The sequence below is a fragment of the Polaromonas sp. CT11-55 genome (assembly GCF_047303325.1).
Classification (GTDB): Bacteria; Pseudomonadota; Gammaproteobacteria; order Burkholderiales; family Burkholderiaceae_C; genus Polaromonas.
In genome coordinates this window covers 126,784-152,974 of the sequence record NZ_JBKBEX010000011.1, presented here as the reverse complement: position 1 = coordinate 152,974, position 26,191 = coordinate 126,784, and the positions used below count along the sequence as shown (strand labels likewise).

The window sequence follows — 26,191 nt, the reverse complement described above, 5'->3', positions numbered from 1 at the left end:
GGGCGGGCATGGGGGGATGATGCCACCGGCCATGGCGATGCGCCATGTCGCGCAAAGCTATGATCCACCGCAGAGGGGGCGCACTGCCACAGGCCAGGCCTGCGGTGCGCCGGAGGGCAAGTGAAGCAGGACCCGGTCGGTCGGGCCGGCCACAACACAAAAACCAAGATGAAAAGAAACACCAAACTGGCCCTGGGGGCCGCGGGGGCCGTGCTGCTGCTGGCGGTGGCGACGGCCGTGCTGATCAGCGTGGACAGCCGGGCCTGGCGCGGCAAGCAGGACAAGGCGGCGGCCGCCGCCGTGGCGACCGCGGTCACCGCGCCGCCGGACACCAGCAAAATCCTCGCGGGCATGCAGGAGGTGCTGGCCGGCTACCGCAAGATCATTGTGCTGTTTGCCGATGAGAAAACCCTGGGCGTGAACGAGCGCGCCATGGCCAACCAGGTGGGCCAGGGCCTGTTCCATGAAAACCGCGAACGTGTGGCCGCGCTGGAGGCGCAGATGGCGGCGCTGGCGGCCTCGGGGAACGCGCAGCGCTTTGACGCGATGGCCGGGCTGCTGGACTACATCGAGAGCGACAAGTCCCTGTTCGACGCGGACCGGCTGGCCTTTCGCGAGCTGCTGCGCAGCCTGCAGGCCGCGGTGGCGGCCGATTCATCGCTGCCGGCCATCAAGCTGCACAAGCGCATAGGCGAGGACCTGGACGCGCTGCAGGAAATAGAGCGCAATTACGAAAAGGAAATACGCCTGGTCTTCGGCCGCTTTGAGCCGCGCGCGATTGAATTGAAACGCGAACGCTGGGAAGACTATGTGGCCAGCCTCAAGAAGCTGTACACGCGCGCGCAGATCCTGAAAGACTTCGGCGTGGTGATGCCCTACCCGGCGCCCAAGGCGCCCACGCGCAAGGCCAAGGGCGAGGAAGAGGGCGAGGTCTTCGGCTACAGCCTGCCGCCCAAGACGGTGGTGCTGACTTTCGACGACGGCCCGCATGGCGTGTACACGGCGGAGATCGCGGCCATCCTCAAGCAGTATGGCGCGCCGGCCATCTTCTTCCAGGTGGGCAGCAACCTGGGCACGGTGGGGGCCGACGGCAAGACCAAACTCGGGCCGCGCGCCGAGGTGAGCCGCAAGCTGCTGGAGGCGGGCCACACCCTGGCCAACCACAGCATGACGCATGCGCAGCTTTCCAAGCTCAAGGGCGACGGACTCAAGTCTGAAGTGATGGGCACCGACGAGCTGCTCAAGGCGGTGGATGCGCGGCGCTCGCCGCTGTTTCGCTTTCCCTACGGCGCGCGCAATGACGAGGGCCTGGACCTGCTGTCGGGCGCGCAGCTGCGCTCGGTGATGTGGAACATCGATTCGCTGGACTGGGCCGACCCGGTGCCCAGCTCGATTGTGGAGCGGGTGCTGCGCACCGTGGAGAAGGAAGGCCACGGCATCATCCTGTTCCACGACATCCACGAGCGCACGGTCAAAGCCTTGCCGGCCATCCTGGACCGGCTGGTGGCCGAGGGCTACCAGTTCGCGAACTGGGACGGCAACGGCTTCAGCGTTGCCAAGGGCGCGGCGGCGGCACCGGCGCCTGTGGCGGCCAACCCGGGCTATAGCGATTCATGGGCCGTGGTGATAGGCATCGACGACTATGCCCACTGGCCCAAGCTGCAGTACGCGGTGCGCGACGCGCGGGCGATTCGCGAGACGCTGGTGCAGCGCTTCGGCTTCAGCGCCGAGCATGTGCTGTCGCTGGAAAACCGCGAAGCGACGCGGGCCGGCATACTCGCGGCCTTTAACGACAAGCTGGCACGCAGCGGCATGAAAAAGAACGACAGGCTGTTTGTGTTCTTCGCCGGCCACGGCGCGACGCGCCAGCTGACGTCGGGCCGCGACCTGGGTTACATCATCCCGGCCGATTCGGACCCGAACAAGCTCGCGACCGACGCGGTGCCGATGACGGAGCTGCAGAACATCGCCGAAAGCGTGACGGCCAAGCATGTGCTGTTTGTGATGGACGCCTGCTACAGCGGCCTGGGGCTGACGCGCGGCGCGGGCACCGGCAACTTTTTGCGGGACAACGCCAAGCGCCTGGGCCGGCAGATGCTGACGGCCGGCGGCGCCGACCAGCTGGTGGCCGACGGCGGGCCCAACGGGCATTCGGTGTTTACCTGGACGCTGCTGCAGGCCATGGCCGGCAAAGCCGACCTCAACGGCGACGGCCTGATCACCGCGACCGAGCTGGCCGCCTATGTGGCACCCGCGGTGTCGGCGGTGTCGCGCCAGACGCCGGCCTTCGGCAGCCTGCCAGGTTCGGAGGGCGGCGACTTTGTGTTCGCGCTGCCGGTGGAGGCAGAATTTTTGAGCGCGCAGACCAGCCAGCTGTCGGTGGACGCGATCGCGCTGAACAGCAAGCTGGATGCGACACGGCCGCCGGCGCCGGCCACGGCTGCCGCGCCCGCCGCTGCCGACAGCCCCGCCGCGCTGCCGGTCTCGGCCACGGTGGTGGTGAAGGATTTGCAGGGCGGCGAGCAGAAGATCGTCACGCCGCTGGCCGTGCCGAGCTCGGCGCGCCAACTGGCGCAGCGCGCCAACGACCGCGGCCTGCAGCTCTACAAGGAAAAAAATTATGCCGAAGCGGAGGCGCAGTTCACCGAGGCGCTGAAGCTGCGGCCGGACTTCGCGCTGGCCGCGAACAACCTGGGCTTTGTCTACTTCAAGCAGGACAAGTTCAAGGAAGCAGCGCGCTGGTTTGAGAACACGGTGAAGATGGACCCTTCGCGCGCGATTGCCTACCTGAACCTGGGCGATGCCCATGCGAAGGCTGGCGATGGCGAGAAGGCGAAAAAAGCCTTTCGCGCTTACCTGGAGCTGGCACCCACGGGGCCGGGCGCGGGCCATGCGAAGCAGGAGCTGGAAAAAAGCTGAGGTGCTGGCACCCAAGAAAAAAGGGGGCAGGTGTTAAAACCTGCCCCCTTTTTTTTGCGGGTCACCGATCCATTGATCAGCGACTCACTTTGCGCAATGTCAATTACTTGCTTGCGGCGGCTTTCACGTCGGTCTTGGCTTCGGCCTTGACAGCGTTGGTGTCGAGCTTGGCCTTGGCCTTGTCGGCGCCGGTTTCCACTTTCAGCGAGTCGACCTTGGCGTTGGCGTCAACCTTGGTGGAAGCGGCTTTGGCGTCGGCCTTGATGCCGGTCTTTTCAGCTTTGGCGTTGGCCTTGGCCTGGTCGTCAGCGTCAGCCTTGGCAGCTTTGGCTTCGGCCTTGGCTTTCACCTTGGCAGCCTTGGCATCGGCCTTGGCGGTTTTTGCGGCGGCTGCGGCTTGGGCCTTGGCGACCTTGGCGTCTGCCTTGGCGTCGACCTTGGCTTCGCTCTTCACGGCGCCGGCGACGGCTTTGTCGGCCTTGGCTTCCGCCTTGACTTCAGCTTTGGTAGGGGCCGAAGCAGCCGGTGCGGTGGGTGCAGGGGTTTGTGCGGAAGCGATGCCAACGAACAAGGTGGCGATCAGGGTAGCGAGCAGTTTGTTCATGAGAGAGTCCTTTGGATATGGAAGGTTGAATCGTTGATATCACGTAGCCTCGTGTTCAACGGCATGGCTGCGCGCGCTGTTGACCCAGCACACACAACGTTGCACTTGAGGGCTTGCGGTTTACCTCTTTTGTCGCTGTGCGGCGACAAATGCGTGCGCGGCATGCCCGCCATGTAGGATGTGGCGCATCGAGACTGCAGGACAAAAGCGAACGGCATGCGCAACACAACACCTCCACAAAAAATCGTCATCGCGGGCGGCGGCGTGATCGGCAGCGCGATCGCCTACTTTCTTGCAAGCCATCCGCGCTTTAGCGGCGAGGTCACGGTGATCGAGCGCGACCCGACTTATGCGCAGGCCTCGTCGGCGCTGTCGGCCAGCTCGATACGCCAGCAGTTCTCGCAGCCGGTGAACATCGCGGTCTCGCAGTTCGGCATTGAATTTCTGCGCAACATTCACCAGCACCTGGCCGTTGACGGCAGCGTGCCCGAGATCGGCCTGGCCGAACGCGGCTATCTTTATCTGGCAACCGATGCCGGCGCGCCCACCTTGCGCGAGAACCATGCGACGCAGCGCGCCATGGGCGTGGAGGTCGCGCTGCTGGAGCCCGCGCAATTGCGGCAGCGCTTTCCGTGGCTCAATGTGGACGACCTCGCGCTGGGTTCCTTGGGTCTCTCCGGCGAAGGCTGGTTTGACGGCTACGGCCTGCTGATGGCTTTTAAACAAAAGGCGCGCAGCCTTGGCGTGCAGTATGTGAAGGCCGAGGCTACGGGCTTTGTGCACAGCGCGGGCCGCGTGACGGCGGTGGCGCTGCAAGGCGGCGCGCAGCTGCCCTGCGACTGGGCGGTGAACGCGGCGGGCGCCTGGGCGCGGCCGCTGATGGCAGGCACGGGGCTGGACTTGCCGGTGTATGGGCGCAGGCGCTGTGTCTATGCGTTTGCCAGCCCCGCAAAGACGCCGGGCTGCCCGCTGGTGATAGACACCAGCGGCCTGTGGTTCCGGCCCGAGGGCGATATCTGGATCTGCGGCCTGCCGCCCGCCGAGGGCAATGACGACAACGACGCGCCGCTTGAGGTAGACCACGAACTCTTCGACCAGGCCTGGCTGACGCTGGCGCACCGCGTGCCGGGTTTTGAGGCGCTGCGCCTGCAGCGCGCCTGGGCCGGCTACTACGAATACAACACGCTGGACCACAACGCGCTGCTGGGGCCGCACCCGCTGCTGCCGAATTTGCTGCTGGCCAATGGCTTTAGCGGCCACGGCCTGCAGCAGTCACCGGCCGTGGGGCGGGGCCTGGCGGAGTGGATCAGCGAGGGCGCTTACACCAGCCTGGATTTGTCGCCGCTGGCGGCCGGGCGGCTGGTAAACGGTGAAGCCTTGATCGAGAAGAACGTGATCTGAGGCAGCTTCAAACCGCAAACAGCTTGCCGCTGAACACCCAGTGCAGGGTGCGCACGGTGAGCACCGCCAGCACCAGCGTCAGCACCCCCAGCAGCAGGCCGGCCAGCCCGTGGAGCAACGCGCCGCCCTGGGCCTGGGCATAGACGATGGCGGCGCTGGCCAGCGCAGCCATGGGGAAGCTCACGGCCCAGGAGCCCGGCGAGAAGGGCACGTCACGGCGAAACACCTTGGGCGCAACCACGGCAAACACAAACAAGCCGAAATAAAACAGCGCGCCCGCGAAGCGGTCGACCTGGCCGAAGACATGGACCCAGGCCAGGAAGCCGACGGCAAAGGGCGCCATCAAAATCATCAGCGAGGGCCGCATGCGCGCGGGCAAGGGGTCGCCATGGGCCAGGCGGTGGATGATCAGCGTCCACAGCACCAGCGCGAGCATGGCGCCGACGGCCATGGCCAGCAGGTTGATTTCAGCGACCCAGGCCATGGGCATGTGGCCGCCGGTGACGCCTATGTCGAGCACGCCGACGCCGGGGATGATCCACACCGGCAGCATGTGGCCGGGGGCCAGCTTGCCCTTGAGCAGGCGGCTGCCGACCAGCCAGGCCAGCGCCAGGGTGACGGCCACGCCCACCGTCCACAGCGCCTGCGCGAACACTTCGCCGTAAGGCATGAGCACCGAGGACAGCAGCAGCAGCGAGATGGCGAGCTGGCCGAAGAAGTTGCCGCAGACCGGGTCGCTGAATTCCTCGCGCACGGCGGCCGGGTGCAGCGCGAGCTTGGCGAGGTAGGCGGCAGAGTGCGCAACGAAAACGGCCAGCGCGAAAAAGCCCATGGCCTCGCCGACCATAACAGGCGCGCCAAAGGCCGGTACCGCGAGCCGCCAGGCCAGGGCCATGCCGACCAGGCCCATGACGGCGCCGTAGAGGTTGATGGGCAGCTGGCGTATGGAATAGGCGCCGGTGGCGAAAGCCGGGCCGGCGGCGGTGGGGGCGATGAGGGTGTTCATGGAAGTGTCTTTGGCTGAATTTGTCGTTCAGGTAATTTTCGGCTAAGCTGCCTTGAATTCAACGCCGCGCATACGGCGAATCCAGCCAAAGAGGCCCCCATGTCCGCCACCCGCCAGGTTTGCATACTTGCCGTGCCGCGTGTCCAGCTGCTGGACGTGATCGGGCCGGCGGACGTATTTGCCGAAGCCGCGCAGCAGCTGAACGACCCGCGCGCCTACCGGCTGCGGCTGATAGGCACGCAAGCCGGCGAAATCAAGGGCAGCAACGGCATGCGCATGGCGGTGGACAGCACCATCCAGACCTACCGCGGCCGCATGGACACTTTGCTGGTGGCGGGCAGCCCGCTGGCCGAGGAGCTGACCGGCAAGCCGGAGATCAGCGCCTGGCTGGTGCGGCAGGCGCGCACGGTGCGGCGCCTGGGTTCGGTCTGCACGGGCGCGTTTTTGCTGGCGGAGGCGGGCCTGCTGGACGGCAAGCGCGTGGCCACGCACTGGAATTCAACGGACCGGCTGGCCGCATGCTTTCCCGCGCTGCGGGTAGAAGCCGACGCGATTTATGTGAGGGACGGCAACACCTACACCTCGGCCGGCGTGACGGCGGGCATGGACCTGGCGCTGCACCTGGTCGAGGAAGACCACGGGCGCGACATTGCCCTGAAGGTGGCGCGCAAGATGGTGATGTTCCTCAAGCGGCCGGGCGGGCAATCGCAGTTCAGCGCCCACCTGGCAGCGCAGACTGCCGACAAGTCGGTGGTGCGCGAAATCCAGGACTACGTACTGGCGCACCTGGGCGAGGACCTCTCGGTGCCGGCGCTGTGCCGGCGCGCCGCGATGAGCGAGCGCAACTTCGCGCGCGTGTTCCGCGCGGCCACCGGGCTGACGCCGGCCAGCTTTGTGGAGGCGGCGCGCATAGACGAAGCGCGGCGGCAGGTGGAGGCGTCCGAGGTGCCGATCAAGAAGCTGGCCGATTCGCTGGGTTATGCCAATGCCGACGGCTTTCGGCGCGCCTTCACGCGGCGGCTGGGCGTGAGCCCGAATGACTATCGCAAGCGTTTTACGGGACAGGGGGCGGCTTGAGAGGAGCCAGACAGCTGGTTCGCGGAGGAAAAAGACCAGGATGAGGCGTATTTTGGCAAATACGCCTCATTTTTTGATTCGAATTTGCTAAAATACGGCTCATGTCCTCCCAAACCTCGTTTCCCGAGCCAGTCTATATATGGCAACGCGCGGGCTGGCCGGCGCTGGTGTTTAACGCCAGTGCTCTTGAGCACGACCTGAATCTGGCGCGCCTGGAGCAAGGCCGGCTGCTGGGACAAATGCAAGCCATCGGCTTGGCGGATGCGCAGGCGATCACCAGTGAGTTGTGGGTTCAGGAGGCCATGGCCACGGCGGCCATTGAAGGCGAAAAACTGAACCTGGACGCAGTGCGGTCTTCCGTGTGCCGCCGGCTGGGCCTGGCGGACCTGCCCACGCATGACCGCCACGTGGATGGTTTGATAGAGCTGATGCAGGACGCGACGGACGGCTACCAATCGGTGCTGGATGAAGACCGTTTGTGCCGCTGGCAGGCAGCCCTGTTTCCCACAGGCACATCGGGCCTGCGGCGAGTCGCCGTGGGGCGCTACCGCGACCATGCGGACGAAATGCAAATCGTGAGCGGCCCGCTAGGCCGGGAAGTGGTGCACTACATCGCGCCGGCATCCGGCGACGTCGCGGCGCAGATGCAGTTGTTCCTGGCCTGGTTTGAAGAGACGCGTCCCGCGCAGCGCACAGCGGCCCAGCCCGCCGCTCCGTCCATCAACGGCATCGCCCGCGCGGCCATCGCGCATTTGTGGTTCGAGTCGATACACCCGTTTGAAGACGGCAACGGCCGGGTCGGCCGGGCGATCGTCGACATGGCGATCGCACAGGACATCGGCTCATCCGCGCGCCTGTTCGGGCTCTCGCGGCAGATGTTCGAATCAAGGACGGCGTACTACGACGCGTTGAACCAGGCGCAGCGCGGCGGCCTGGACGCCACGCCCTGGGTCCAATGGTTTGTGCACGCCTTCACGGCCTGCTGCCTCAGGTCGCAGGCCGTGGTGACACAGGCGCTGCAAAAAACGGCATTCCGTCTGCGCGCCTCTGGTTTTTCCCTGAATGAACGGCAAAGCAAGGTGTTGACTCGCCTGCTGGAAGCCGGCGACGGCGGCTTCCTGGGCGGCATGACGACCGACAAATACAGCAAGATCACAGGCACCTCCAAAGCGACGGCAAGCCGCGACCTCACAGAGCTGCTGCAGCACGGCTTGCTCATGGTGACCGGCGTTGGCAAGGCAACGCGCTACGCCGTCAATGTGGAAGGCTGGAATCAGGGAAAAGCGCCTACCTGATCGCTTTATTTCTCGCTGTCCAAATGCGCCATCTGGTCAGCCCCATACCGCGTGCCGGCCACGGCATCGGCCGGCAGGGCGGCTTCAATGCGCTGGAGGTCTTCGGTGCCCAGCGTGAGCTTCAAGGCGCCCAGCGATTCATCCAGTTGCTTCAAGGTGCGCGAGCCGACCAGCGCCACCATGTCCACGCCCAGGGCCTTGCCGCGCGCGAGCACCCAGGCAATCGCCACTTGCGAGGCCGTGGCGCCCAGGCCGGCGGCGAGTTGCTGCAGCACGTCGACGAGCTGCTGGTTTTTGGCGGCGTTGTCGCCGGTAAAGCGCGGCAGGTGGGCGCGGAAGTCATTGGGCCCTGTCGGCCTGGAGCCCGACAGCAGGCCGCGTGAGAGCACACCGTAGGCCGTGACGCCTATGCCGAGCTGCTTGAGCACGGGAAAGATCTCGGCCTCGGGCCCGCGGCTGATGAGCGAGTACTCGATCTGCAGGTCCGTGATCGGGTGCACGGCGTGGGCTTTTTGGATGGTGTCGACGCCGACTTCGCTCAGCCCTATGTGGCGCACAAACCCGGCTTTGATCATGTCGGCGATGGCGCCTATGGTGTCTTCAATCGGCACATTCGGGTCCAGCCGCGCAATGCGGTAGATGTCGATGTGGTCGGTGCCCAGGCGCTGCAGGCTGTAGGCCAGGAAGTTTTTGACGGCGGCGGGCCGGCCGTCCATGCCTGTCCAGCCGGCGCTGGGGTCGCGCATCGCGCCGAACTTGACGGAGACCAGCGCCTCGTCGCGCCGGCCTTTGAGTGCGCGGCCCAACAACATTTCGTTGTGGCCCATGCCGTAGAAGTCGCCGGTGTCTATCAAGTTGATGCCGGCGTCGAGCGCGGCGTGAATCGTGGCGATGCTTTGTGCTTCATCGGCCGCGCCGTACATGGCGGACATGCCCATGGCGCCCAAGCCGATGGTGGAAACAGATTGCGGGCCTTTAGCGCCCAAACGGGTTTGGGCAAGGGTGGTGGTGTTCATGGGGAGCCTTTCGGTGAATTCGGAGTCAGTGAATGGATGTTCGGTAGAAGGACTGTATTGATTTCAATTACCGGAATAAACTGCCATTCATCAAAATAACTGTTACCCAATTCAAGAACAATAAGGTTGGATTCATGAGTGTTGACCGCTATAAAGCGATGGAAGTGTTTAACCGCGTGGTCGAACTGGGCAGCTTTACCGCGGCGGCCACGGCGCTGCACATGCCCAAGGCGCGCGTGACGACGACGGTGCAGGAACTCGAGGCCCACTTGGGCGTGCGGCTGCTGAACCGCACCACGCGGCGGCTGAGCCTGACGGACGACGGCGCGCTGTACCACCAGCGCGCGCTGGCCATGCTGCAGGACATGGGCGAGCTCGAAGGCACGCTGCGCCGCGCGGTGGCCACGCCGGCCGGGCGGCTGCGTGTGGATGTGCCGGCCGCCGTGGGCCGGCATGTGATCTCGCCGGCGTTGCCGGAATTTTTCAAGCGCTACCCGGACATGGTGCTGGAGCTGGGCAGCAGCGACAGGCCGGTGGACCTGGTGGCCGAGGGCGTGGACTGTGTGATACGCGGCGGCCTGCTGCACGACGAGACCCTGGTGGCGCGGCCGCTGGGCCGGTTCAAGGTGGTGACTTGTGCGGCGCCTGCCTACCTGGCGCTGTACGGCACGCCGAAAACCCTGGAAGACCTGGAGCAGCACCGCTTCGTGAACTTCCATTCGGCCAAGACCGGCAAGATTTTTCCGTTCGAGTTTTCAAAGGACGGCGAGCTGCGGCAAATCAACCGCCCGCACTGGGTGACCTGCAACGACGCCGACAGCCACATGGGCGCGGTGCTGGTCGGCCTGGGCCTGGCGCAGCCGCCGCTGACGCGGCGCACCTGCGCGCTGCTGGAAAGCGGCGCGCTGGTGCGCGTGCTGCCCGACTGGCAACCCGAAGACCTGCCCATGGTGGTGATGTACCCGCGCAACCGCCACCTGACGGCCAAGGTCAGGGCCTTTGCCGACTGGGTGGCGGAGGTGTTCAAGGCGGAGTTCGCGGCCGGGGCGACGCTGTATCCGCAGTAGCGGCTTGCGTCAGGCGGCCGCGCGGCTCAGCTTGACGGGCGCGAAATCGACGGGCACCGCAAACGCCACATTGACGTAGTTGGTGAAGAGGTTGAGCGCCACGTGCGCGAGGATCTCGACCACCTGCTCATCGCTGAAGCCGGCCTTGCGAACAGCCTGCACGTCGGCCTCGGACACATTGCCGCGCTCGTTCACGAGCTTGAGCGCGAAAGCGAGCGCCGCGGCGGTGGCCGGGTCGGCGGATTCACCGCGCTGCGCGGCGGCCAGGCCTTCGGCGCTGACGCCGGCCTTGCGGCCCAGCGCGGTGTGGGCGGCCAGGCAGTATTCGCAGGCGTTGCGGTCGGCCACTGCAACGGCAATCTGCTCGCCGAGTTTGGCGTCAATCACGCCGCCACCCAGGGCACCGAAGGCGCCCCACATGCTTTGGAGCGCGGCCGGCGAATTGGCAACGGCCTTGAACATATTCGGCGTGGCGCCGAAAGCCTGTTGGACCTGGTCGAGCAGGGCTTTGCGCTCGGCGGTGGTGGCGCTGCGGTCTATCAATGGGATGCGTGACATGGCGGAAGTCCTTGGAAAGTTGAAAGGGAGAACTGAACATTTCGTGCGGCCAGGGGCTTGAAGCCCCTCGCTGCACGGGATGCAGTTTCCCGTCACAATCGGGACGGATTGGATCAATCCATCCATCAAATCATCCTTATCGTCCAGACATTCCCAACACAAGCTTTCCAATGACTCAAGGACTGGATCGGCTTTCCGCGCTGATGGACCGCTTTCGTGTGCGGGCCCACATGTTCCACAACGGGCCGCTGTGCGGCGTCACGCATTTCACGCCCGAGGCCGGGCTGGGGTTTTTGCATGTGATGCGGCGCGGGACCATGGTGGTCACACACCGCGCGGGCACAGGCGCGCCGCGCCGCGTGGAGGTGAACGAGCCCAGCCTGGTGTTTTACCCAAGGCCTTTGGCGCATGACTTTCACAACGCCCCGGTGGAAGGCGCCGACTTCACCTGCGCGACGCTGGCTTTTGACGGCGGCGCCGGCCACCCGCTGGCGCGCGCCTTGCCGGCGCTGGTGGTGCTGCCGCTGGCGCGCGTGCAGGGGCTGGAGCACACGCTGGCCCTGCTGTTCGCCGAAACGCAGCAGGTGCGCTGCGGCCAGCGCCTGCTGGCTGACAGGCTGTTCGAGGTGTTGCTGCTGCAGTTGCTGCGCTGGTTGCTGGATCACCCGCCGGATGGCGGCACGCCCGAGGGCCTGCTGGCCGGCTTGGCCGAACCGCGCCTGGCGCGCGCGCTGGCCGCGGTGCATGAAAAGCCCGGTGAGGCCTGGAGCCTGGAGCGCCTGGCGCAAGCCGCCGGCATGTCGCGCAGCGCCTTCGCGCTGCAGTTCAAGCAGAAGGTCGGGCAAACGCCGGCGGACTACCTCGCGACCTGGCGGCTGGCGATTGCCCAGGCCGAATTGCGCGGCGGCCACTCCCTCAAAGCCATTGCCGCGCGGCTCGGTTATGCGAATGCTTCGGCGCTGTCGCGCCTGTTTGTGCAGAAAACGGGGGTCTCGCCGCGTGACTGGGCCAAAGGGGCCAAGGCGATTTCCTAGCGGCCTTGCGGCATCAAGGCCAGCAGCACAAAGCCGCCGGCCAGCGCGAGGTTCTTGAAGAAATGCAGGACCTGGTTGCGCAGCGCTTGCGGCGTGGCGGCCCAGAAGCCGTGCGCGATGAAAGCATCGACCACGAGAAAAGCCGCAGCGGCGAGCGCGAACCAGCGCACCTGCCAACCGAAGGCGAGCGCCAGGCCGGCGGCGACTTCGACCGCGCCGATGGCGGCGCCCATGTAGTTGCGCTGCTTTGCCGAATCGAGGAAGTGTGAGGCACCGGGGCCTATGAAGGCCAGGGTCATCAGCGCGCGGGCCAAGGCCATGATGAGAGCGGGGTTCATGGTGTGCTTTCTGAAGAGGATGGGATAAAGAGTCGGACGCCGGATGCTTGGATGTGGATTTACTCCTTCTCCCTCTGGGAGAAGGTGGGGATGAGGGCCGGCGGCGCTTGATGTTTGAGCCGTCTGTGCTTGTGGAGCCGCTGGCCCTGTCTTGCAGACCGCAGCCCAGTCAGAGCCTGGGCTTCTTCACGCTGTCCAGATGCGCGCAGGCGCATCCGGAGCCGCAGCGCTCAGCCCCTGCCCTCTCCCAGAGGGAGAGGGAGTAAGAGGCGAACGCTCAAGTGGCCCGGCGCACTGCAGGCTTGAGCATGTCGGCGATGCCTATGCGCTGGGCGAATTCCTCGCGCACACGTTCGGCCACCACCGTGACTTCACCGGCGCCGTCGTCGATGAAGTCGATCACCGAGCGGAAGGGCCGCGTGCCGGCGGGCAGGCCCACGATGCGGGTGATGTCGTCGGCCACGGCCTGCGGGTCGGCGTGCGCGGGGCTGAGGGCCGAGAGGCGCTCGCCGACTTTGTCCATCACGCCGTCGTAGCGGGCGTAGGCGGCTGCGACCACGTCATCAGCAGGCTTGCCTGCGCTGGGAAAATGGTCCGTGCCTTTGGTGAAGGCGCCGGGCACGACGATGGAGGTCTCGATGCCGAAGCGGGCGAGCTCGTAGGACATCGTGACCGCCATCGAATCCATCGCGGCCTTGGCAGCGGCATAGGGGCCGAGGAAGGGCGGGAAGCCGCCGCGCACCGTGCTGCTGCTGACCCACAGCACCAGGCCCGCTTCCGCCTTGCGCATGACCGGCAACACGGCGCGGTTCACGCGCTGGCTACCCAGGAAGTTGGTGTCCAGCACCCTGATGATTTCTTCGGGCGTGTAGGCCTCGGCAGGGCCGACGACCAGGTGGCCGGCGTTGTGCACGATGACGTCGAGGCGGCCCTGCTCGGCCAGGATGTGCGCCACGGCGGCGTCGGCCGAAGCTTGCGAGAGCACGTCGAGTTCAACGGCGCGCACATCGAAGCCTTTGGCAAAACTCCAGTCGCGCAGCTCGCGCACTTTGGGCGCGTTGCGGCCTTCGATGTCGCGCATGCTGGCGTAAACCGTGTGGCCGGCTTGTGCGAGTGAACGGGCGGTGAGATGACCGATGCCAGTGCCTGCACCGGTGACGAGGATGACGGATTTCATGATGTGTGTCTTTCTGAAGGTGGATTGGAATTTTGAAAAGGTGTTTGTGGACTGGCGAAAGGGCGCGCAGATTTCGTAGCGAGCGGCCCGAGGTCAGGTCGAGCACCGGAGCCGTACACCCGTACGGCGAGGAGCGCAGGCCTGAGATCGGGGCGCGCAGTAGAAAGCTGCCGCCCTTTCAAACCACGCCTCCGTTGGCGCGCAAGGTTTGGCCGTTCACCCACGCAGAGTTCTCGCTCACGAGGAAGGCGACCGCACTCGCGATGTCCTCCGGCGTACCCAGGCGTTCCAGCGGCGCCATCCTGGACATGCGCTCCACCGTCTCGGGCGTCTTGCCGTTGAGGAAGAGGGCGGTGGCCGTGGGGCCGGGGGCGATGGCGTTGATGCGGATGTTTTTGCCGCGCAGCTCTTTGGCCACGATGTTGGTGAAGGTTTCCACCGCGCTCTTGGTGGCACCATAGACCGCGTAGCCGGGCAGGGCCAGGCCGGTCACGCTGGTCGAGAAATTGACGATGCGGCCGCCGGACTGCAGGCGTTTTGCGGCTTCACGCAGGGTGTTGAACGTGCCTTTGACATTGACGGCAAAGAGGCGGTCAAAGGTGTCGTCGTCGGTATCGGCCAGCGCCGGCAGCGTGGGCGGCATGATGCCGGCGTTGTTGATGAGCACGTCGACGCGGCCGAAGGCCTTGATGCTGTCGTCAAACAGCTGCTTCACAGCCGCAGGGCTGGCCACATCGGCCTGCACGGCGACGGCTTTGCCACCGGCGGCCGTGATGGACTGCACCACGGCCTGGGCTTCACCGGCCTGGCCGGCGTAGTTGACGACGACGGCGTAGCCTTCTTGCGCAAGGCGCTGGGCGACGGCCGCGCCTATGCCGCGCGAGGCGCCGGTGACGATGGCAACTTGGGGGGATGCGGAAGCGGTCATTTGGAACTCCTGAAATTGATAAGGGTTGGTTTGTTCTGACTGCCCGCGGCGCCTGGTTTGTTTGCGCTTTTGGTAAGCCAGTGACGCCATTGTTTTATTCAATTTACAGGTTATAAATACCGTAAACTTGCCATCACTGTTCAATTAACGCCAACAATCAGGTTGCAACAAAATGGATAGGTTTCATTCGATGCAGCTCTTCACGCGAATCGTGGAGCTGGGCAGTTTCACCAAGGCCGCCGACGACCTGCTGCTGCCGCGCGCCACCGTCACGCACGCCGTCCAGCAACTGGAGAAACGCCTGGGCGCGCGGCTCCTGCACCGCACGACGCGGCATGTGAGCCCCACGCAGGACGGCGCGGCCTATTACGAGCGTTGCCTGCGCCTGTTAACGGACCTCGAAGAGGCCGAGTCGGCGTTTGTCAACACGGGCAGCAAGCCGCGCGGCAAGCTGCGGGTGGATTTGCACGGCACGCTGGCCAGGCATTTTTTGCTGCCGGTGATCGGCGATTTTTTTGAGCGCTACCCGGACATCGAGCTTGAGATCGGCATGGGCGACCGGCTGGTGGACCTGGTGCGCGAGGGAGTGGACTGTGTGCTGCGCGTGGGCGAGCTGGCCGAATCCAGCATGGTAGGGCGGCGCGTAGCCTTGCTTGAACAGGTCACCTGCGCGAGCCGCGAATACATCGCCAAACACGGCAAGCCCGACACGCTGGAGGCATTGCGCGGCCACCGCGCGGTGAATTTTTTATCCAGCCGCACCGGCAAGGCGCTGCCTTTTGATTTCATCGTGGACGGCGAGCCGCGCCAAGTGCAGCTCAAGGGCTCGGTGGCGGTGACAGACGCCGACGCTTACAAGGCCTGCTGCGCCGCGCACCTGGGTTTTATCCAGGTGCCGCGCTACCATCTGGCCGCGCAGCTGGAGGCGGGCGCGCTGGTGGAAGTGCTGGCGCAATTCAGGCCGGCACCCATGCCGGTGTCTGTGCTGTATCCGCACCACCGGCAGCTCTCACCGCGCGTGCGGGTGTTCGTAGATTGGGTGGCCGACGTCATGGCCCACGCGCGCTGAGAACTCAACGCGCCAGTGGCAGCGCATAAGCGCGCACATAGTCGCCCGCGCGCGTGCCCAGCGAGCCGTGGCCGCCGGCCACCACGAGCACAAACTGCCGGCCATCGGCGACGGCATAGCTCATGGGTGTGGCCTGGCCGCCGGCGGGCAGGCGCGACTTCCAGAGTTCGTCGCCGTTGTTGACGTCGTAGGCGCGCACATAGTCGTCCAGCGTGCCCGAGAGGAAGGCGACGCCGCCGGCCGTGGCCAGCGGGCCGCCCAGGCTGGGCACACCCATACGGAAGGGCAATGGCACAGGCGAGAGATCGCGCACGGTGCCGTTCTTGTGCTGCCAGGCGATGGCGCCGGTGATGAGGTCGGCGCCGGCCACATAACCCCAGGGCGGCGCCTGGCAGGGAATGCCCAGCGGCGACAAAAAGGCGCTGAGCTTGACGGCAAAGGGCGCGCCGAAATTTTCATTGAGCGAAGGCAGGCTGCCCTGGGGCCGCTGGCTGCCCTGAACCATCAGCGTGCTGTCGTCGGGCCGGGGTACGAGCTTGGAAACAAAGGCCAGGTAGGTCGGCGTGGTGAAGGCCATCTGCCGCACCGGGTCGACGGCCACGCCGCCCCAGTTGAAGACGCCGAAGTTGCCGGGGTACACCAACGTGCCCTGGGTGGACGGCGGCGTGAAGCGGCCCTCATAACGCAGGCGGTGAAAGGCGATGCGGCAATACAGCTGGTCGAACATGGTGGCGCCCCACATGTCGCGGTCGGTCAGCGGCGGCGGGTTGAAGGACAGCGCCGACTTGGGCTGCGTGGGCGCGCTGCGGTCGCCCTGCGCGGCACCCTGCGGCGCGGGGACTTCGGTGACGGGCAGCAGCGGCGTGCCGGTGCGGCGGTCCAGCACAAAGATCTCGCCCTGCTTGGTGGGCTGCACGAGGGCGGGCACCTTGTTGCCGCCTATGTTGAGGTCCAGCAGGCTGGGCTGGGCCGGCACGTCGTAGTCCCAGAGGTCGTGGTGCACCGTCTGGAAATTCCAGCGCACCTTGCCGGTGGCCAGGTCCAGCGCGACGACGGAGGACGAATAGGTTTCCACCGCCGGGCTGCGATTGCCGCCCCACTGGTCGGGCGGCTGGTTGCCCAGCGGCACGTAGACCATGCCCAGGGCCTCGTCGACGCTGGAGATCGACCAGCTGTTGGGCGAGTTGGCGGTGTAGGTCTGACCGGGCGCGAGCGGCGCGCTGCTGCCCGGCCGGCCCGAATCCCAGGCCCACACCAAGGCGCCGGTGTTGATGTCGAAGGCGCGTATGACGCCGGACTGCTCCTTGGTGGAGACGTTGTCGAGCACGGTGCCGCCAACGATGATGAGGCGCGAGGTCACGACCACGGGCGAGGTCGAGTAATAGGCGCCGGGCTTGAGGTTGGGCATGCCGGCCCAGAGGTCGATCTGCCCCTTGTCGCCGCCGAAGGACGTGCAGGGTTTGCCGGTCTCGGGGCTGAGCGCAATCACGCGCCCGTCGGCCGTGGGCATAAAAAGTTTGGCCGTGCAGCCGTCGGCGGCAGGGGGCTTGGGCGCGGTGGCCGGCGGCTGGTAGGACAGGCCGCGGCAGGTCAGGTGCTGCAGCGCGAGCTTGTCCTGGATCTCGGGGTTGAAGCGCCAGGCCTCGGCGCCGGTGGTGGCGTCCAGCGCGATCACCGACTGGTGCGGCGTGCAAAAGAACAGCCGATTGCCGACCTTGAGCGGCGTCACCTCGAAAGTGGTTTCCTGCGGGTCGCCGGGGCGGCCGCGCATGTCGCCGGTGCGGTACTCCCAGGCCAGCTCCAGGCTCTTGACGTTGTCGGGCGTGATTTGCGCCAGCGGCGAATAACGCTGGCCCAGGCCGCTGCGGCCGTAGGCATGCCATTCATCGGCAGGCACGGTGTCGGCCGGTTGCGCGGCGGCGCTGGCGCCCATGGGCGGCAGCGGCAGCATGCCCACCAGGCGGTTGTCGTCATGAAACCAGGTCACGACCGCGGCGACCAGGAAGGCGCCCAGCACCGAACCGAGGGCCCAGCGGCCGCCGCGCGCGCCCAGAAAGCCCTCGTGGCCGATGGAGTGGATGGGCCAGGTACGGGCGACCCGGGGCGTCAGCAGGAAAAGCCCGATGACAAACACCACGCCGCCGCGCGCCGCCAGCGGCCACCAGTCCAGCCCGGCCTCCCACAGCGCCCAGGCCAGTGTGCCGCCCACCACCAGGGCGAAGACCCACAGGCCGGACGGGCTGCGGCGTGCCAGCAGCACGCCCGCCAGCACAAAGCCCAGGCCCGCGAGCAGGTAGTAGGAACTGCCGCCCAGCACGACGAGCCAGCACCCGGCAAGCAGCAGGGGCACACCGAGTACCAGCAGGACCAGGCCCGCGGCCCAGGCTGTGCGGCGTTTGAGCGGGTCGACGGGCTTGAGCGCTGGGTTGACGGGAGAGGGGTTGTAAGTCGGCATTTTTGTTCTTCGTGTTTTGTGTTTTTGTGTTCTGTGGACCGCGCGGTTCAGCCATGGGCCTGACATGGAGGCGTTGAAAAAACACAGCGGCTGTGGAGCCAATCTAGTCCGCGCATGCCGCCGCGCGCGTCAGCCTGGGGCTGAGATGTCTGTAGGAAGCCTGAGGCGGCGGCCCTCGTCGCAACCTGGTTGTGTACGCCAGCGAACAGATTGCGCGCCGAATGCGCGCCTGATTCGGGTGAGTGGATTCCTACACGCGGCGCCGGAAATGCCCGGCGCAGGCCGTATGCCGCAGAGGCGATCCTGGGGATTCCGCGGCATGCCGCGCGCGATGCGTGCGCGTGCCGCGCTTTCAACCTTTTCAAACCCCTGCAAGGAGTCTTCCATGCCGTTCAAGACACAACCCACATTTCGCAGCTGCGGCCTGGCGCTGGCAAGCGCCGCAGCCCTGGCGCTGCTGGCCGCGCCCGCCGTCCAGGCGCAAAGCAGCACACCCGCGCCCGCCACCACCCAGTCCGAGGGCGACTCCAAGCTGGACCGCAGCGACCGCAAGATGCTGCAGGACCTGGCGCAAGGCAATATGGCTGAGATCGATGCCGGCAAGATGGCTTTGGAGAAATCGCAGAATGCCGAGGTGAAAAAGTTCGCGCAGCACATGGTCGACGAACACGGCTCGGCCCTGGCCGATGTGCAGGCCCTGGCCCGGGCCAAGAACGTCACGCTGCCGGACGGCGCGGGCGCCATGGCCAAGACCAAGGCCACAGCGCTCAAAGCCTTGTCGGGCAATCTGTTCGACAAGGAATACGCCAAGCGCTCGGCCGTGAGCGACCATGAAAGCACCGTGAAGCTGCTGCAGAAAATCCAGAAGGACGGCAAGGACAGCGACCTCAAGGCCCTGGCCGGCAAGATGCTGCCGACGGTGGAACACCACCTGGAGATGGCCAAGGAAGTGGTGGCCTCTACCGCCGCCGCAAAGTCCTGATGCCAGGTTCTGACACGCGGGCCTCAGGGCTCTGAGGATTTCCTGCCGCGCCGGCCTTTTGCCTTTGGCCTGGCCGGCACCAGTTCATGCGGCTCCAGGAAAAACTGTGTGTTGCCCACCAGCCGCTCGACCGCCAGGTCGATAAAGGCGCGCGCACGCGCCGGCTGTGCATTGCGGCTGCCGTAGTAAACGTGCAGGCCCAGGTGCTCGGTGACGTGCTGCGTGAGCAGCGGCACCAGCTTGCCGGCGCGCACCAGCGGCGCGGCGGTCGCGCCTATCAGCTGGCCTATAGCCTGGCCGGCGACGACGGCGCGGGCTTCGAGGTCCACGTCATTGCTGAGGAAGGACGTCGCGACGCTGCGGGCCACCACTTCTTCACCGACCTTGAACTCCCAGGGCATGGTCTTGCCGGTGCCCGTGTGGTGAAAGCCTGTGCAGCGGTGGTGGGCCAGGTCTTCAATGGTCTGGGGCGCGCCATGCTGCGCGATGTAGGCCGGTGAAGCGCAGACGACGAGCTGCAGCGGCAGGATGCGCCGCGAGATGATGCCGCCCTCGGGCGGCGAGCCGGCGCGAAAGCCGACGTCGACGCGGTCTTCGACCCAGTTGCCTATGCGGTCGTCCATCTGGATGTCGGGCTCGACCTGCGGATGGCGGCGGCAGTATTCCTCGAGCACCGGCCACAGCACCTCCAGCATGACGGAGCGCGGCGCGGCGATGCGCAGCGGCCCGGCGATCTCCTCGCGGCCGCGGCGCGCGCCGTGCAGGGCGCGCTGCAGGGTGGACAGCCCGGGCTGCGCGGCCTGCAGGAACTGCTCGCCTTCTTCGGTCAGGCTCAGGCTGCGCGTGGTGCGGTGGAACAGGCGCACGCCCAGGTGGCGCTCCAGTTGCACCAGCGCCTGGCTGGCGGCCTGCGGCGTGATGGCCTGGGCCGCGGCGGCCTGGCGCAGGCTGCCGAGTTCGGCCGCCTTGACGAAGGTGGCGATGGCGCGCAATTCGTTCAGGGCCATGGCGGTTCTCCTGGGGCTGGGACTGTGATTGTCACGATTTGCTTGATTATGAACCCAGCGACTGCCTGCTATTCAACACGCAATCGAAGACCTACATTGCCCTCCTCAACAACTTTTTTTCAAGGGGCATGACCATGAATGCAAAGACCGATTTCAAACGGGTGTGGATGATCACCGGCGCGGCGCGCGGCATAGGCGCGCGCATCACCGAAGCGGCGCTGGCGCACGGCGACGCGGTGGTGGCGACCTCGCGCGACGCCGCTTCGGTGCAGAAGAAATTTCCTGCCAGCGACGCGCTGCTGGCACTTCCGCTGGACGTGACCGACGAGGCCCAAGCCGCCGCCGCGGTGCAGTCCGCGCTGGCGCGCTTCGGCCGCATCGACGTGCTGGTCAACAACGCGGGCTACGGCCTGCTGGGCGCGGTGGAGGAAGCCACGGCCGACGAGGTGCGGCGCCTGTATGACACCAATGTGTTCGGCCTGCTGAACGTGACACGCGCCGTGCTGCCGGCCATGCGCGCGCGCCGCAGCGGCCACGTCATCAACATCTCCTCGCTGGGCGGCTACCAGTCGGGTCCGGGCTTTGGCGTGTACTGCTCGACCAAGTTCGCGGTGGAGGGGCTGAGCGAAGCGCTGCACGGCGAGCTTGCGCCGCTGGGCATCCATGTGACGGTGGTGGAGCCGGGTTATTTCCGCACCGACTTCCTGGACAGCAATTCGCTGGCGGTGTCGCCGCGCATCCTGGACGACTATGCCGCCAGCGCCGGCCAGGTGCGCGCGGCCGCCACGCGCATCAACCACAACCAGGCCGGCGACCCGCTGCGGCTGGCGCAGGCCATGCTGGCGCTGGTGGATGCAAGCGCCCCGCCGCTGCGCCTGCCCCTGGGCACCGACACGCTGCAAACGATTGCGGACAAGCATGCGTTTGTGGACAGGGAGCTGAAGGACTGGCGGGCGCTGGCCGCTTCGACGGATTTCCCTCAGGAAGCGCTGGCGGCCTGAGCTGCGCTGCGTCAATTAAAAAGGCCTCTCGCGAGGCCTTTTTTTGTGCACCAAGCTTGCCGGTTTCAAGCCACGCAGGGTGCGAGTTTTTTCGTGGGCCACAAGCGCACCACCAGCGCGGCTGCACCGGCCACCGCCGCCATCACACACACACCTTGCCAGCCGGCATGCGCAAGCACCACGCTGCCCAGCCAGGCGCCGCTGGCCATGCCGCTGAACATGCCGATAAACAGCACGGCGTTGAGGCGGCTGCGCGCGGCGGGCTCAATGCTGTAGATGATGGTCTGGTGCGCGATCAACGTGGCTTGCGCGCCCAGGTCAAACACCACGGCGCCCAATGCGATCAGCCACAGCTGGTCGGGGCCGGCAGCCATGGCGACAAAGGCGGCGGCCACCAGCGCGGCGCCCAGCCGGGTCACGACTTCCGGGCCTTTGCTGTCTGCGAGGCGGCCGGCCAGCGGCGCTGCCAGCGCACCGGCCGCGCCAGCCAGGCCGAAGGCGCCGGCCGCGCCACTGCCCAGGTTGAAAGGCGCGGCATGCAGCATGATGGCCAGGGTAGACCAGAAGGCGCTAAAGCCTATGCTGATCAGCCCCTGGGCAAGGGCCGCGCGGCGCAGCGCGCCATGGCGCTTCCACAGCGTGGCCAGCGAGCCCAGCAGCGCCAGGTAAGGCAGCTGCGTGGTCGGTTCAAAGCGCGGCAGGCGCCGCCACACGGCCACGCCCAGCAGCGCGATGCTGACGGCCGCGGCCACAAACATGCTGCGCCAGCCGAACTGCTCGGCCACCACACCGGCCACCACGCGCGACAGCAGTATGCCCAGCAGCAGGCCGGTCATCACGGTGCCCACGGTTTTGCCGCGATGAGCTTCGGGGGCGAGCGTTGCGGCGGCCGGCACGATGTCCTGCGCCAGCGTGGCCGCCAGGCCTATGGCCAGGCTGGCCAGCGCGAGCACCGCCACCGAGGGCGCGGCGGCGGCCAGCAGCAAGGCCAGCACCAGGGCCGCAGCCTTGCCAAGAATGATGCGGCGGCGGTCATAACGGTCGCCCAGCGGCGCGAGCAGGCCAATGCCCAGCGCGTAACCGAGCGTGGTCAAGGTGGGCACCAGGCCTATGGCGGCGGGCGTGGATTTGAATTCGGCGAGCAGCAGGGCCAGCATGGGCTGGCTGTAGTACAGCGAAGCCGCGGCCAGGCCGGCGCCGGTGGCGAGCAGGAGGATCAGCGGGAACGGCAGCGCCGGCGCGGCGTGGTCATGCGTATAAGGAGTGGAAGTCATGGCAAGAGTCCAGGTTTGAAGCAGGAGGCGAGTATGCGGGCCTGGTTTTGCGCTGTGAAGGCGGCTATTGGGCACAATGGTCATACGTCAAACGCATGCAAGAACGCAGAACGGACACCCCATGAAAACCGCGCCGGACCGGATTGAACTGATGCAGACCTTTGTGCGCATCGTGGAGGCGGGCAGCCTGTCGGCCGCCGCCGCGCAGATGAACGCCACGCAGCCCACGGTGAGCCGGCGCCTGCAGGCGCTGGAGCGATCCCTGGGGCTCAAGCTGCTGCAGCGCTCCACCCACGCGATGAAGCTGACCGAGGACGGCGAGCGCTGCTTCAGCCGCGCCAAGGAATTGCTGGGCAACTGGGACGCCTTTGAGGCCGACCTGCGCGGCACCCAGGAAGTGCCGGAGGGCACGCTGCGCGTGGTGGTGCCGCATGCGCTGGGCCAGCAACAGCTGGTGGGGCCCGTGGTCGACTATTTGCGGCGCCACGAACGCGTCACGGTGGAATGGCTGCTGCATGACGGCACGCCGGACTTCATCACCCAGGGCATCGATTGCGCGGTGCATGTGGGCGCGGTGGAAGACCCTTCGCTGGTGGCCGTGAAGATCGCCGAAATCCGGCGCATCGTGGTGGCCGCGCCATCGCTGCTGCAGGGCAGACCGCCGCCGCTGCAGCCGGCGGAATTGCAGGTCCTGCCCTGGCTGGCGCTGCAGACCTTCTACCGCAACGAAGTCACGCTGACGCGCCGCCACGCCGGCCGGGACAGCGAGGAGTACCGCTTCGCGATACGGCCGCGCCTGGGCACGGACAGCCTGTTTGCGCTGCGCAACGCCACACTGCTGGGCCTGGGAGCGAGCATCGCCTCAAGCTGGCTGGTGGGCGATGACGTGGCCGAGGGCCGGCTGTTGCACCTGGCGCCGCAGTGGTGCGCGGCGCCGCTGCCGGTCTGGCTGATCTATCCCTATTCGAGTTTTTACCCGGCCAAGCTGCGCCGCTTCGTCGAAGCGCTGCGCGAGGGGCTGCCTACGGGCATGGGCCTGCCTTCACGCCCGGAGCCGGGCGGCACCTGAGCAGGCACTTGGCTCAGGCCGCGTCGCTGGCCTGCTCTTGCAGCCACGCGGCGAACGCGTCCACCGCGCGATTGGTGTGGGCGGTGGCCGAGCGCTGGCACAGGTAGTAGCTGCGGCCCGTGGCGACGCGGGTGTCAAAAGGCAGGACCAGTTGGCCGCTGCGCAACTCGCTTTCGATGAGGCAGGGCTGGATGACGATGGCGCCCATGCCGGCGGTAGCCGCAACGATGAGGTTGTTGCCCAGGTCAAAGCCGGGGCCCAGCGCGGGCAGGGGTTTTTTCACGCCCGCGGCTTCCATCCAGACGGCCCAATTGGCCGGGTAATTGATGTGATGGAGCAGGGGGCGTGTGGCGAGGTCCTCGGGGCGCTTGATGTTGCGCGCCAGCGCAGGTGTGCAGGCCGGCGTGATCTCCTTGCCCAGCAGGTAGCGCCCCTGGATTCCGCGCGGCCACTTCTTGCCGGGCAGCTTGAGCGCGATCCACAGGTCGACGTCGTCACGCCTGAAGTCTTCATCGAAGCGGAACTGGCGCAGTTCCACTTCGATGCCCGGGTTCAGGGACTGAAAACCCGCCAGCCTGGGGACCAGCCAGCGCGTTCCCAAAGTCGGCAGGACACTGACCCGGACCTTGCGCTGCGAAGGGGCACCGCCGAACTGCGTGACCGCCGACTCCAGCCCGGCGACATGCACTTCCACCAGCTTCTGGAATTCACGCCCGCGGGCCGTGGGCACAACGCCCGTGGCTTGCCGGTCGAACAGGCTGCAGCCCAGCCTTTGCTCCAGCCGCAGGATGGCCTGGCTGACGGCGCCCTGGGTGACGGAGAGCACCTCGGCCGCGCGGCGAAAACTGCCGAGCTGGCAGACCCCGAGAAAGGCGTGCAGCTCGGCCAGCGAAGGCGACTTGAACTTCATGGGGCATATTAGATCATCTAATCACTTGCTTTGAAATTGTCGTTTGCCCTGCGGCGGCCGCGGCTGCACACTGCGGCCCATGAGCAACACCGCGCCCGTCAAAGTCATACGCCCCGCCGGCGATCCCATCGCGCTGGTATGCGATTCACCGCACAGCGGCACTTACTATCCGCAGGACTTCGACTTCGCGATCGAGTTGCAGCAGCTGCGGCAATGCGAGGACACGCTGGTCGAGCAGCTGTGGGACGCCGCCCCGCTGGTGGGCGCGACGCTGGTGCACGCGACCTTTCCACGCAGCTACATCGACACCAACCGCGCCGAGGACGACATAGACCTTGCGATGCTGGACGGCGAATGGGACGGGCCGGTGGCCCCCTCCGATCGCTGCCTGCGGCTGGGCAACGGCCTGGTCTTCAGCAAGACACCGACGCTGGAGCCGATCTACAACCGCCGGCTCCACGCCCGCGAGATTGCGCAGCGGATTGAAAGTTGCTGGCGGCCGTATCGCCGCGCGCTGGCGGATGCGCTGGCCGGCGCAAGCACACGGCAGGGCGGGTGGTGGCACCTCAATCTCCATTCCATGCCCAGCAACGCGTACGCGCGCCTGGGCCTTGCAGAAAAGCCCCTGGCCGACGTTGTACTTGGCAACCTGCACGGCGCGAGCTGCGACGCGGCCTTCGCCGATTTCGTCGGCGAAGCGTTCCGGCGGCATGGCTACACGGTCGCGCTGAACGACCCGTATGCGGGCCAGGACCTGGTGCGCAGCTTCGGCCGGCCCGCGCTCGGACGGCACAGCCTGCAGGTCGAGATCAATCGGGCTCTCTACCTCGACGAAAAGACGCGCGAGCCCAAGCGGCAGTTTCATGAACTCAGGAAGCGCCTGCACCTGGTGCTGCAGGACATCGCGAACTTCATCAGGGAAGAAACCACTCAGCCGAAAAGCAAGGCGCCCTCCAAGGACACAGCATGAACACCACACACAAGCGCAGACAGGTTCTCGGCCTGGCGGCCGCGGCGGCGGGCGCGATAGCCTGCCCGGCATTCGGCCAGGCGCGCGCCTGGCCCAACCGTCCCATCACACTGATCGTGCCTTTCCCGCCCGGCGGCGCGGTGGATATTTCGGCGCGCGCCATCTCCGACAAGCTGGGCAGGCTGCTCGGCCAGCCGGTGGTGATCGACAACAAGGCCGGCGCGGGCGGCGCCATAGGCACAGGCATGGGCGCGAAGGCCGCGCCCGACGGCTACACGCTGGTCGTCACCTCGCAGTCGACCCATGTGGTCAACCCCGCGGTGTCAAGCAGCCTGCCGTATGACGCGGTCAACGATTTCGCCTACATCACGCTGATCGACAGGCTGCCCAATGTGCTGGTCGCGAGTGCCAAGCTGCCCGTCAAAAACTTTGCTGAGTTTGTGCGCTACGCCAAGGCCAATCCAGGCAAGCTGAACTATGCGTCGTCGGGCAACGGCTCGGTGGCGCACCTGAGCATGGAGCTGCTCAAGGCCAAGCTGGGCCTGTTCATCACGCACATCCCGTACCGGGGTTCCGGGCCGGCGCTGACGGACCTGCTGTCCGGCCAGGTCCAGCTGACATGGAACAACCTCTCGTCCAACCTCGGCATGCTGCAGAACGGGAGCCTGCGCGCGCTGGCCGTCGCGGCGCCGCTGCGCGTGCCGCAGCTGCCCGATGTTCCGACTTTTGACGAGCTCAAGCTGCCCGACCTGAACCTCACCTCATGGACGGGGCTTGCAGCACCGGCAAAGACGCCGGAACCCATCATCCAGACGCTTTATGACGCGATGCGCAGCATCCTGCGCGACAAGGACACTCTGGAACTCTGGCGCAAGCGCGGCGCCATGCTTCCGGAGAATGTGCGGCCCGCCGAGTACCGGCAGGAAGTCATTCAGCGCATCCAGTTCTTCAAGAACGTCGCGCAGGCCAACAAGATTGTTCTCGATTAGCCGCGCATGAGTGCCCGCAACCCTGGCGCGGCGCCACAGCCGGAC

The 26,191-nt window shown here is 66.5% G+C and carries 23 protein-coding genes; 12 read left to right on the top strand and 11 right to left on the bottom strand.

Going from position 1 to position 26,191, the window contains the following annotated elements; all coding sequences use genetic code 11:
• Positions 1-168 precede the first annotated feature (168 nt).
• Positions 169-2,919: a polysaccharide deacetylase family protein gene (locus ACEN8I_RS12820; RefSeq protein ID WP_413328853.1), complete on the top strand. Its 2,751-nt coding sequence runs from the start codon at positions 169-171 to the stop codon at positions 2,917-2,919.
• Between the two features lie 103 nt (positions 2,920-3,022).
• On the opposite strand, the gene ACEN8I_RS12815 is transcribed toward ACEN8I_RS12820, so the two are convergent.
• Complete coding sequence (locus ACEN8I_RS12815; protein ID WP_413328852.1) at positions 3,023-3,523, bottom strand: hypothetical protein; 501 nt, start codon at positions 3,521-3,523, stop codon at positions 3,023-3,025.
• Between the two features lie 216 nt (positions 3,524-3,739).
• Between ACEN8I_RS12815 and ACEN8I_RS12810 the strand changes: the two genes are divergently transcribed.
• Positions 3,740-4,924: an NAD(P)/FAD-dependent oxidoreductase gene (locus tag ACEN8I_RS12810; RefSeq protein ID WP_413328851.1), complete on the top strand. Its 1,185-nt coding sequence runs from the start codon at positions 3,740-3,742 to the stop codon at positions 4,922-4,924.
• A gap of 7 nt (positions 4,925-4,931) precedes the next feature.
• Here ACEN8I_RS12810 and ACEN8I_RS12805 read toward each other — a convergent pair whose 3' ends face one another.
• Complete coding sequence (locus ACEN8I_RS12805) at positions 4,932-5,930, bottom strand: SLAC1 anion channel family protein (protein WP_413328850.1); 999 nt, start codon at positions 5,928-5,930, stop codon at positions 4,932-4,934.
• 99 nt (positions 5,931-6,029) lie between these two features.
• Here ACEN8I_RS12805 and ACEN8I_RS12800 point away from each other — a divergent pair, with 99 nt between their 5' ends.
• Positions 6,030-7,007 carry a GlxA family transcriptional regulator gene (locus tag ACEN8I_RS12800; protein WP_413328848.1) on the top strand — a complete coding sequence of 326 codons (978 nt, stop codon included), beginning with the start codon at positions 6,030-6,032 and terminating at the stop codon, positions 7,005-7,007.
• A 101-nt stretch (positions 7,008-7,108) separates the two neighbouring features.
• A complete protein-coding gene (locus ACEN8I_RS12795) occupies positions 7,109-8,302 on the top strand; it encodes a Fic family protein (RefSeq protein WP_413328847.1) in 1,194 nt (397 codons plus the stop codon).
• Between the two features lie 5 nt (positions 8,303-8,307).
• Here the strand turns inward: ACEN8I_RS12795 and ACEN8I_RS12790 are convergent, their stop codons facing one another.
• Positions 8,308-9,318 carry an aldo/keto reductase gene (locus ACEN8I_RS12790; protein ID WP_413328846.1) on the bottom strand — a complete coding sequence of 337 codons (1,011 nt, stop codon included), beginning with the start codon at positions 9,316-9,318 and terminating at the stop codon, positions 8,308-8,310.
• 134 nt (positions 9,319-9,452) lie between these two features.
• Between ACEN8I_RS12790 and ACEN8I_RS12785 the strand changes: the two genes are divergently transcribed.
• Entirely contained in the window at positions 9,453-10,385 is a 933-nt protein-coding gene (locus ACEN8I_RS12785) for a LysR family transcriptional regulator (RefSeq protein ID WP_413328845.1), read from the top strand.
• Positions 10,386-10,394: 9 nt separating this feature from the next.
• Here the strand turns inward: ACEN8I_RS12785 and ACEN8I_RS12780 are convergent, their stop codons facing one another.
• Entirely contained in the window at positions 10,395-10,943 is a 549-nt protein-coding gene (locus tag ACEN8I_RS12780) for a carboxymuconolactone decarboxylase family protein (protein WP_413328844.1), read from the bottom strand.
• 170 nt (positions 10,944-11,113) lie between these two features.
• Here ACEN8I_RS12780 and ACEN8I_RS12775 point away from each other — a divergent pair, with 170 nt between their 5' ends.
• Positions 11,114-11,977, top strand: a complete 864-nt coding sequence (locus ACEN8I_RS12775) for an AraC family transcriptional regulator (RefSeq protein ID WP_413328843.1) — start codon at positions 11,114-11,116, stop codon at positions 11,975-11,977.
• Here the strand turns inward: ACEN8I_RS12775 and ACEN8I_RS12770 are convergent.
• The 3 genes from ACEN8I_RS12770 to ACEN8I_RS12760 form a co-directional block, all read right to left on the bottom strand.
• Complete coding sequence (locus ACEN8I_RS12770; RefSeq protein ID WP_413328842.1) at positions 11,974-12,315, bottom strand: DoxX family membrane protein; 342 nt, start codon at positions 12,313-12,315, stop codon at positions 11,974-11,976. The genes ACEN8I_RS12775 and ACEN8I_RS12770 overlap by 4 nt on opposite strands.
• Positions 12,316-12,592: 277 nt before the next feature.
• On the bottom strand, positions 12,593-13,492 hold the full coding sequence (locus ACEN8I_RS12765; protein WP_413328841.1) for an SDR family oxidoreductase: 900 nt from the start codon (positions 13,490-13,492) through the stop codon (positions 12,593-12,595).
• A 178-nt stretch (positions 13,493-13,670) separates the two neighbouring features.
• The gene (locus tag ACEN8I_RS12760) at positions 13,671-14,420 is read right to left on the bottom strand and encodes a glucose 1-dehydrogenase (protein ID WP_413328840.1); all 750 of its coding nucleotides are present in this window, start codon (positions 14,418-14,420) and stop codon (positions 13,671-13,673) included.
• 172 nt (positions 14,421-14,592) lie between these two features.
• On the opposite strand from ACEN8I_RS12760, the gene ACEN8I_RS12755 reads away from it, so the two are divergent.
• On the top strand, positions 14,593-15,489 hold the full coding sequence (locus tag ACEN8I_RS12755; protein ID WP_413328839.1) for a LysR substrate-binding domain-containing protein: 897 nt from the start codon (positions 14,593-14,595) through the stop codon (positions 15,487-15,489).
• A gap of 4 nt (positions 15,490-15,493) precedes the next feature.
• Here ACEN8I_RS12755 and ACEN8I_RS12750 read toward each other — a convergent pair whose 3' ends face one another.
• On the bottom strand, positions 15,494-17,944 hold the full coding sequence (locus ACEN8I_RS12750) for a glucose/quinate/shikimate family membrane-bound PQQ-dependent dehydrogenase (RefSeq protein ID WP_413328838.1): 2,451 nt from the start codon (positions 17,942-17,944) through the stop codon (positions 15,494-15,496).
• A 385-nt stretch (positions 17,945-18,329) separates the two neighbouring features.
• Between ACEN8I_RS12750 and ACEN8I_RS12745 the strand changes: the two genes are divergently transcribed.
• Positions 18,330-18,926: a DUF4142 domain-containing protein gene (locus ACEN8I_RS12745; protein WP_413328837.1), complete on the top strand. Its 597-nt coding sequence runs from the start codon at positions 18,330-18,332 to the stop codon at positions 18,924-18,926.
• A gap of 23 nt (positions 18,927-18,949) precedes the next feature.
• Here the strand turns inward: ACEN8I_RS12745 and ACEN8I_RS12740 are convergent, their stop codons facing one another.
• A complete protein-coding gene (locus ACEN8I_RS12740; protein WP_413328836.1) occupies positions 18,950-19,933 on the bottom strand; it encodes a LysR family transcriptional regulator in 984 nt (327 codons plus the stop codon).
• A gap of 134 nt (positions 19,934-20,067) precedes the next feature.
• Between ACEN8I_RS12740 and ACEN8I_RS12735 the strand changes: the two genes are divergently transcribed.
• Entirely contained in the window at positions 20,068-20,934 is an 867-nt protein-coding gene (locus tag ACEN8I_RS12735) for an oxidoreductase (RefSeq protein ID WP_413328834.1), read from the top strand.
• A gap of 65 nt (positions 20,935-20,999) precedes the next feature.
• Here ACEN8I_RS12735 and ACEN8I_RS12730 read toward each other — a convergent pair whose 3' ends face one another.
• The gene (locus tag ACEN8I_RS12730) at positions 21,000-22,208 is read right to left on the bottom strand and encodes an MFS transporter (RefSeq protein ID WP_413328833.1); all 1,209 of its coding nucleotides are present in this window, start codon (positions 22,206-22,208) and stop codon (positions 21,000-21,002) included.
• A 121-nt stretch (positions 22,209-22,329) separates the two neighbouring features.
• Between ACEN8I_RS12730 and ACEN8I_RS12725 the strand changes: the two genes are divergently transcribed.
• Entirely contained in the window at positions 22,330-23,277 is a 948-nt protein-coding gene (locus ACEN8I_RS12725) for a LysR family transcriptional regulator (protein WP_413328831.1), read from the top strand.
• Between the two features lie 13 nt (positions 23,278-23,290).
• Here the strand turns inward: ACEN8I_RS12725 and ACEN8I_RS12720 are convergent, their stop codons facing one another.
• Positions 23,291-24,187 (bottom strand): LysR substrate-binding domain-containing protein, encoded by an 897-nt coding sequence (locus ACEN8I_RS12720; protein WP_413328830.1) that lies wholly within the window; start codon positions 24,185-24,187, stop codon positions 23,291-23,293.
• A gap of 79 nt (positions 24,188-24,266) precedes the next feature.
• On the opposite strand from ACEN8I_RS12720, the gene ACEN8I_RS12715 reads away from it, so the two are divergent.
• Together ACEN8I_RS12715 and ACEN8I_RS12710 are read left to right on the top strand one after the other, a co-directional pair.
• Positions 24,267-25,157, top strand: coding sequence for an N-formylglutamate amidohydrolase (locus ACEN8I_RS12715; RefSeq protein ID WP_413328829.1), 891 nt, complete (start codon positions 24,267-24,269; stop codon positions 25,155-25,157).
• The gene (locus tag ACEN8I_RS12710; RefSeq protein ID WP_413328828.1) at positions 25,154-26,146 is read left to right on the top strand and encodes a Bug family tripartite tricarboxylate transporter substrate binding protein; all 993 of its coding nucleotides are present in this window, start codon (positions 25,154-25,156) and stop codon (positions 26,144-26,146) included. Before ACEN8I_RS12715 ends, ACEN8I_RS12710 begins: the two co-directional genes overlap by 4 nt.
• Positions 26,147-26,191 lie beyond the last annotated feature (45 nt).

Bases quoted from the DNA above. Each gene is read 5' to 3' on its own strand.
- ACEN8I_RS12820 (WP_413328853.1), top strand. From the start codon at position 169: ATGAAAAGAAACACCAAACTGGCCCTGGGGGCCGCGGGGGCCGTGCTG.
- ACEN8I_RS12815 (WP_413328852.1), bottom strand. From the start codon at position 3,523: ATGAACAAACTGCTCGCTACCCTGATCGCCACCTTGTTCGTTGGCATC.
- ACEN8I_RS12810 (WP_413328851.1), top strand. From the start codon at position 3,740: ATGCGCAACACAACACCTCCACAAAAAATCGTCATCGCGGGCGGCGGC.
- ACEN8I_RS12805 (WP_413328850.1), bottom strand. From the start codon at position 5,930: ATGAACACCCTCATCGCCCCCACCGCCGCCGGCCCGGCTTTCGCCACC.
- ACEN8I_RS12800 (WP_413328848.1), top strand. From the start codon at position 6,030: ATGTCCGCCACCCGCCAGGTTTGCATACTTGCCGTGCCGCGTGTCCAG.
- ACEN8I_RS12795 (WP_413328847.1), top strand. From the start codon at position 7,109: ATGTCCTCCCAAACCTCGTTTCCCGAGCCAGTCTATATATGGCAACGC.
- ACEN8I_RS12790 (WP_413328846.1), bottom strand. From the start codon at position 9,318: ATGAACACCACCACCCTTGCCCAAACCCGTTTGGGCGCTAAAGGCCCG.
- ACEN8I_RS12785 (WP_413328845.1), top strand. From the start codon at position 9,453: ATGAGTGTTGACCGCTATAAAGCGATGGAAGTGTTTAACCGCGTGGTC.
- ACEN8I_RS12780 (WP_413328844.1), bottom strand. From the start codon at position 10,943: ATGTCACGCATCCCATTGATAGACCGCAGCGCCACCACCGCCGAGCGC.
- ACEN8I_RS12775 (WP_413328843.1), top strand. From the start codon at position 11,114: ATGACTCAAGGACTGGATCGGCTTTCCGCGCTGATGGACCGCTTTCGT.
- ACEN8I_RS12770 (WP_413328842.1), bottom strand. From the start codon at position 12,315: ATGAACCCCGCTCTCATCATGGCCTTGGCCCGCGCGCTGATGACCCTG.
- ACEN8I_RS12765 (WP_413328841.1), bottom strand. From the start codon at position 13,492: ATGAAATCCGTCATCCTCGTCACCGGTGCAGGCACTGGCATCGGTCAT.
- ACEN8I_RS12760 (WP_413328840.1), bottom strand. From the start codon at position 14,420: ATGACCGCTTCCGCATCCCCCCAAGTTGCCATCGTCACCGGCGCCTCG.
- ACEN8I_RS12755 (WP_413328839.1), top strand. From the start codon at position 14,593: ATGGATAGGTTTCATTCGATGCAGCTCTTCACGCGAATCGTGGAGCTG.
- ACEN8I_RS12750 (WP_413328838.1), bottom strand. From the start codon at position 17,944: ATGCCGACTTACAACCCCTCTCCCGTCAACCCAGCGCTCAAGCCCGTC.
- ACEN8I_RS12745 (WP_413328837.1), top strand. From the start codon at position 18,330: ATGCCGTTCAAGACACAACCCACATTTCGCAGCTGCGGCCTGGCGCTG.
- ACEN8I_RS12740 (WP_413328836.1), bottom strand. From the start codon at position 19,933: ATGGCCCTGAACGAATTGCGCGCCATCGCCACCTTCGTCAAGGCGGCC.
- ACEN8I_RS12735 (WP_413328834.1), top strand. From the start codon at position 20,068: ATGAATGCAAAGACCGATTTCAAACGGGTGTGGATGATCACCGGCGCG.
- ACEN8I_RS12730 (WP_413328833.1), bottom strand. From the start codon at position 22,208: ATGACTTCCACTCCTTATACGCATGACCACGCCGCGCCGGCGCTGCCG.
- ACEN8I_RS12725 (WP_413328831.1), top strand. From the start codon at position 22,330: ATGAAAACCGCGCCGGACCGGATTGAACTGATGCAGACCTTTGTGCGC.
- ACEN8I_RS12720 (WP_413328830.1), bottom strand. From the start codon at position 24,187: ATGAAGTTCAAGTCGCCTTCGCTGGCCGAGCTGCACGCCTTTCTCGGG.
- ACEN8I_RS12715 (WP_413328829.1), top strand. From the start codon at position 24,267: ATGAGCAACACCGCGCCCGTCAAAGTCATACGCCCCGCCGGCGATCCC.
- ACEN8I_RS12710 (WP_413328828.1), top strand. From the start codon at position 25,154: ATGAACACCACACACAAGCGCAGACAGGTTCTCGGCCTGGCGGCCGCG.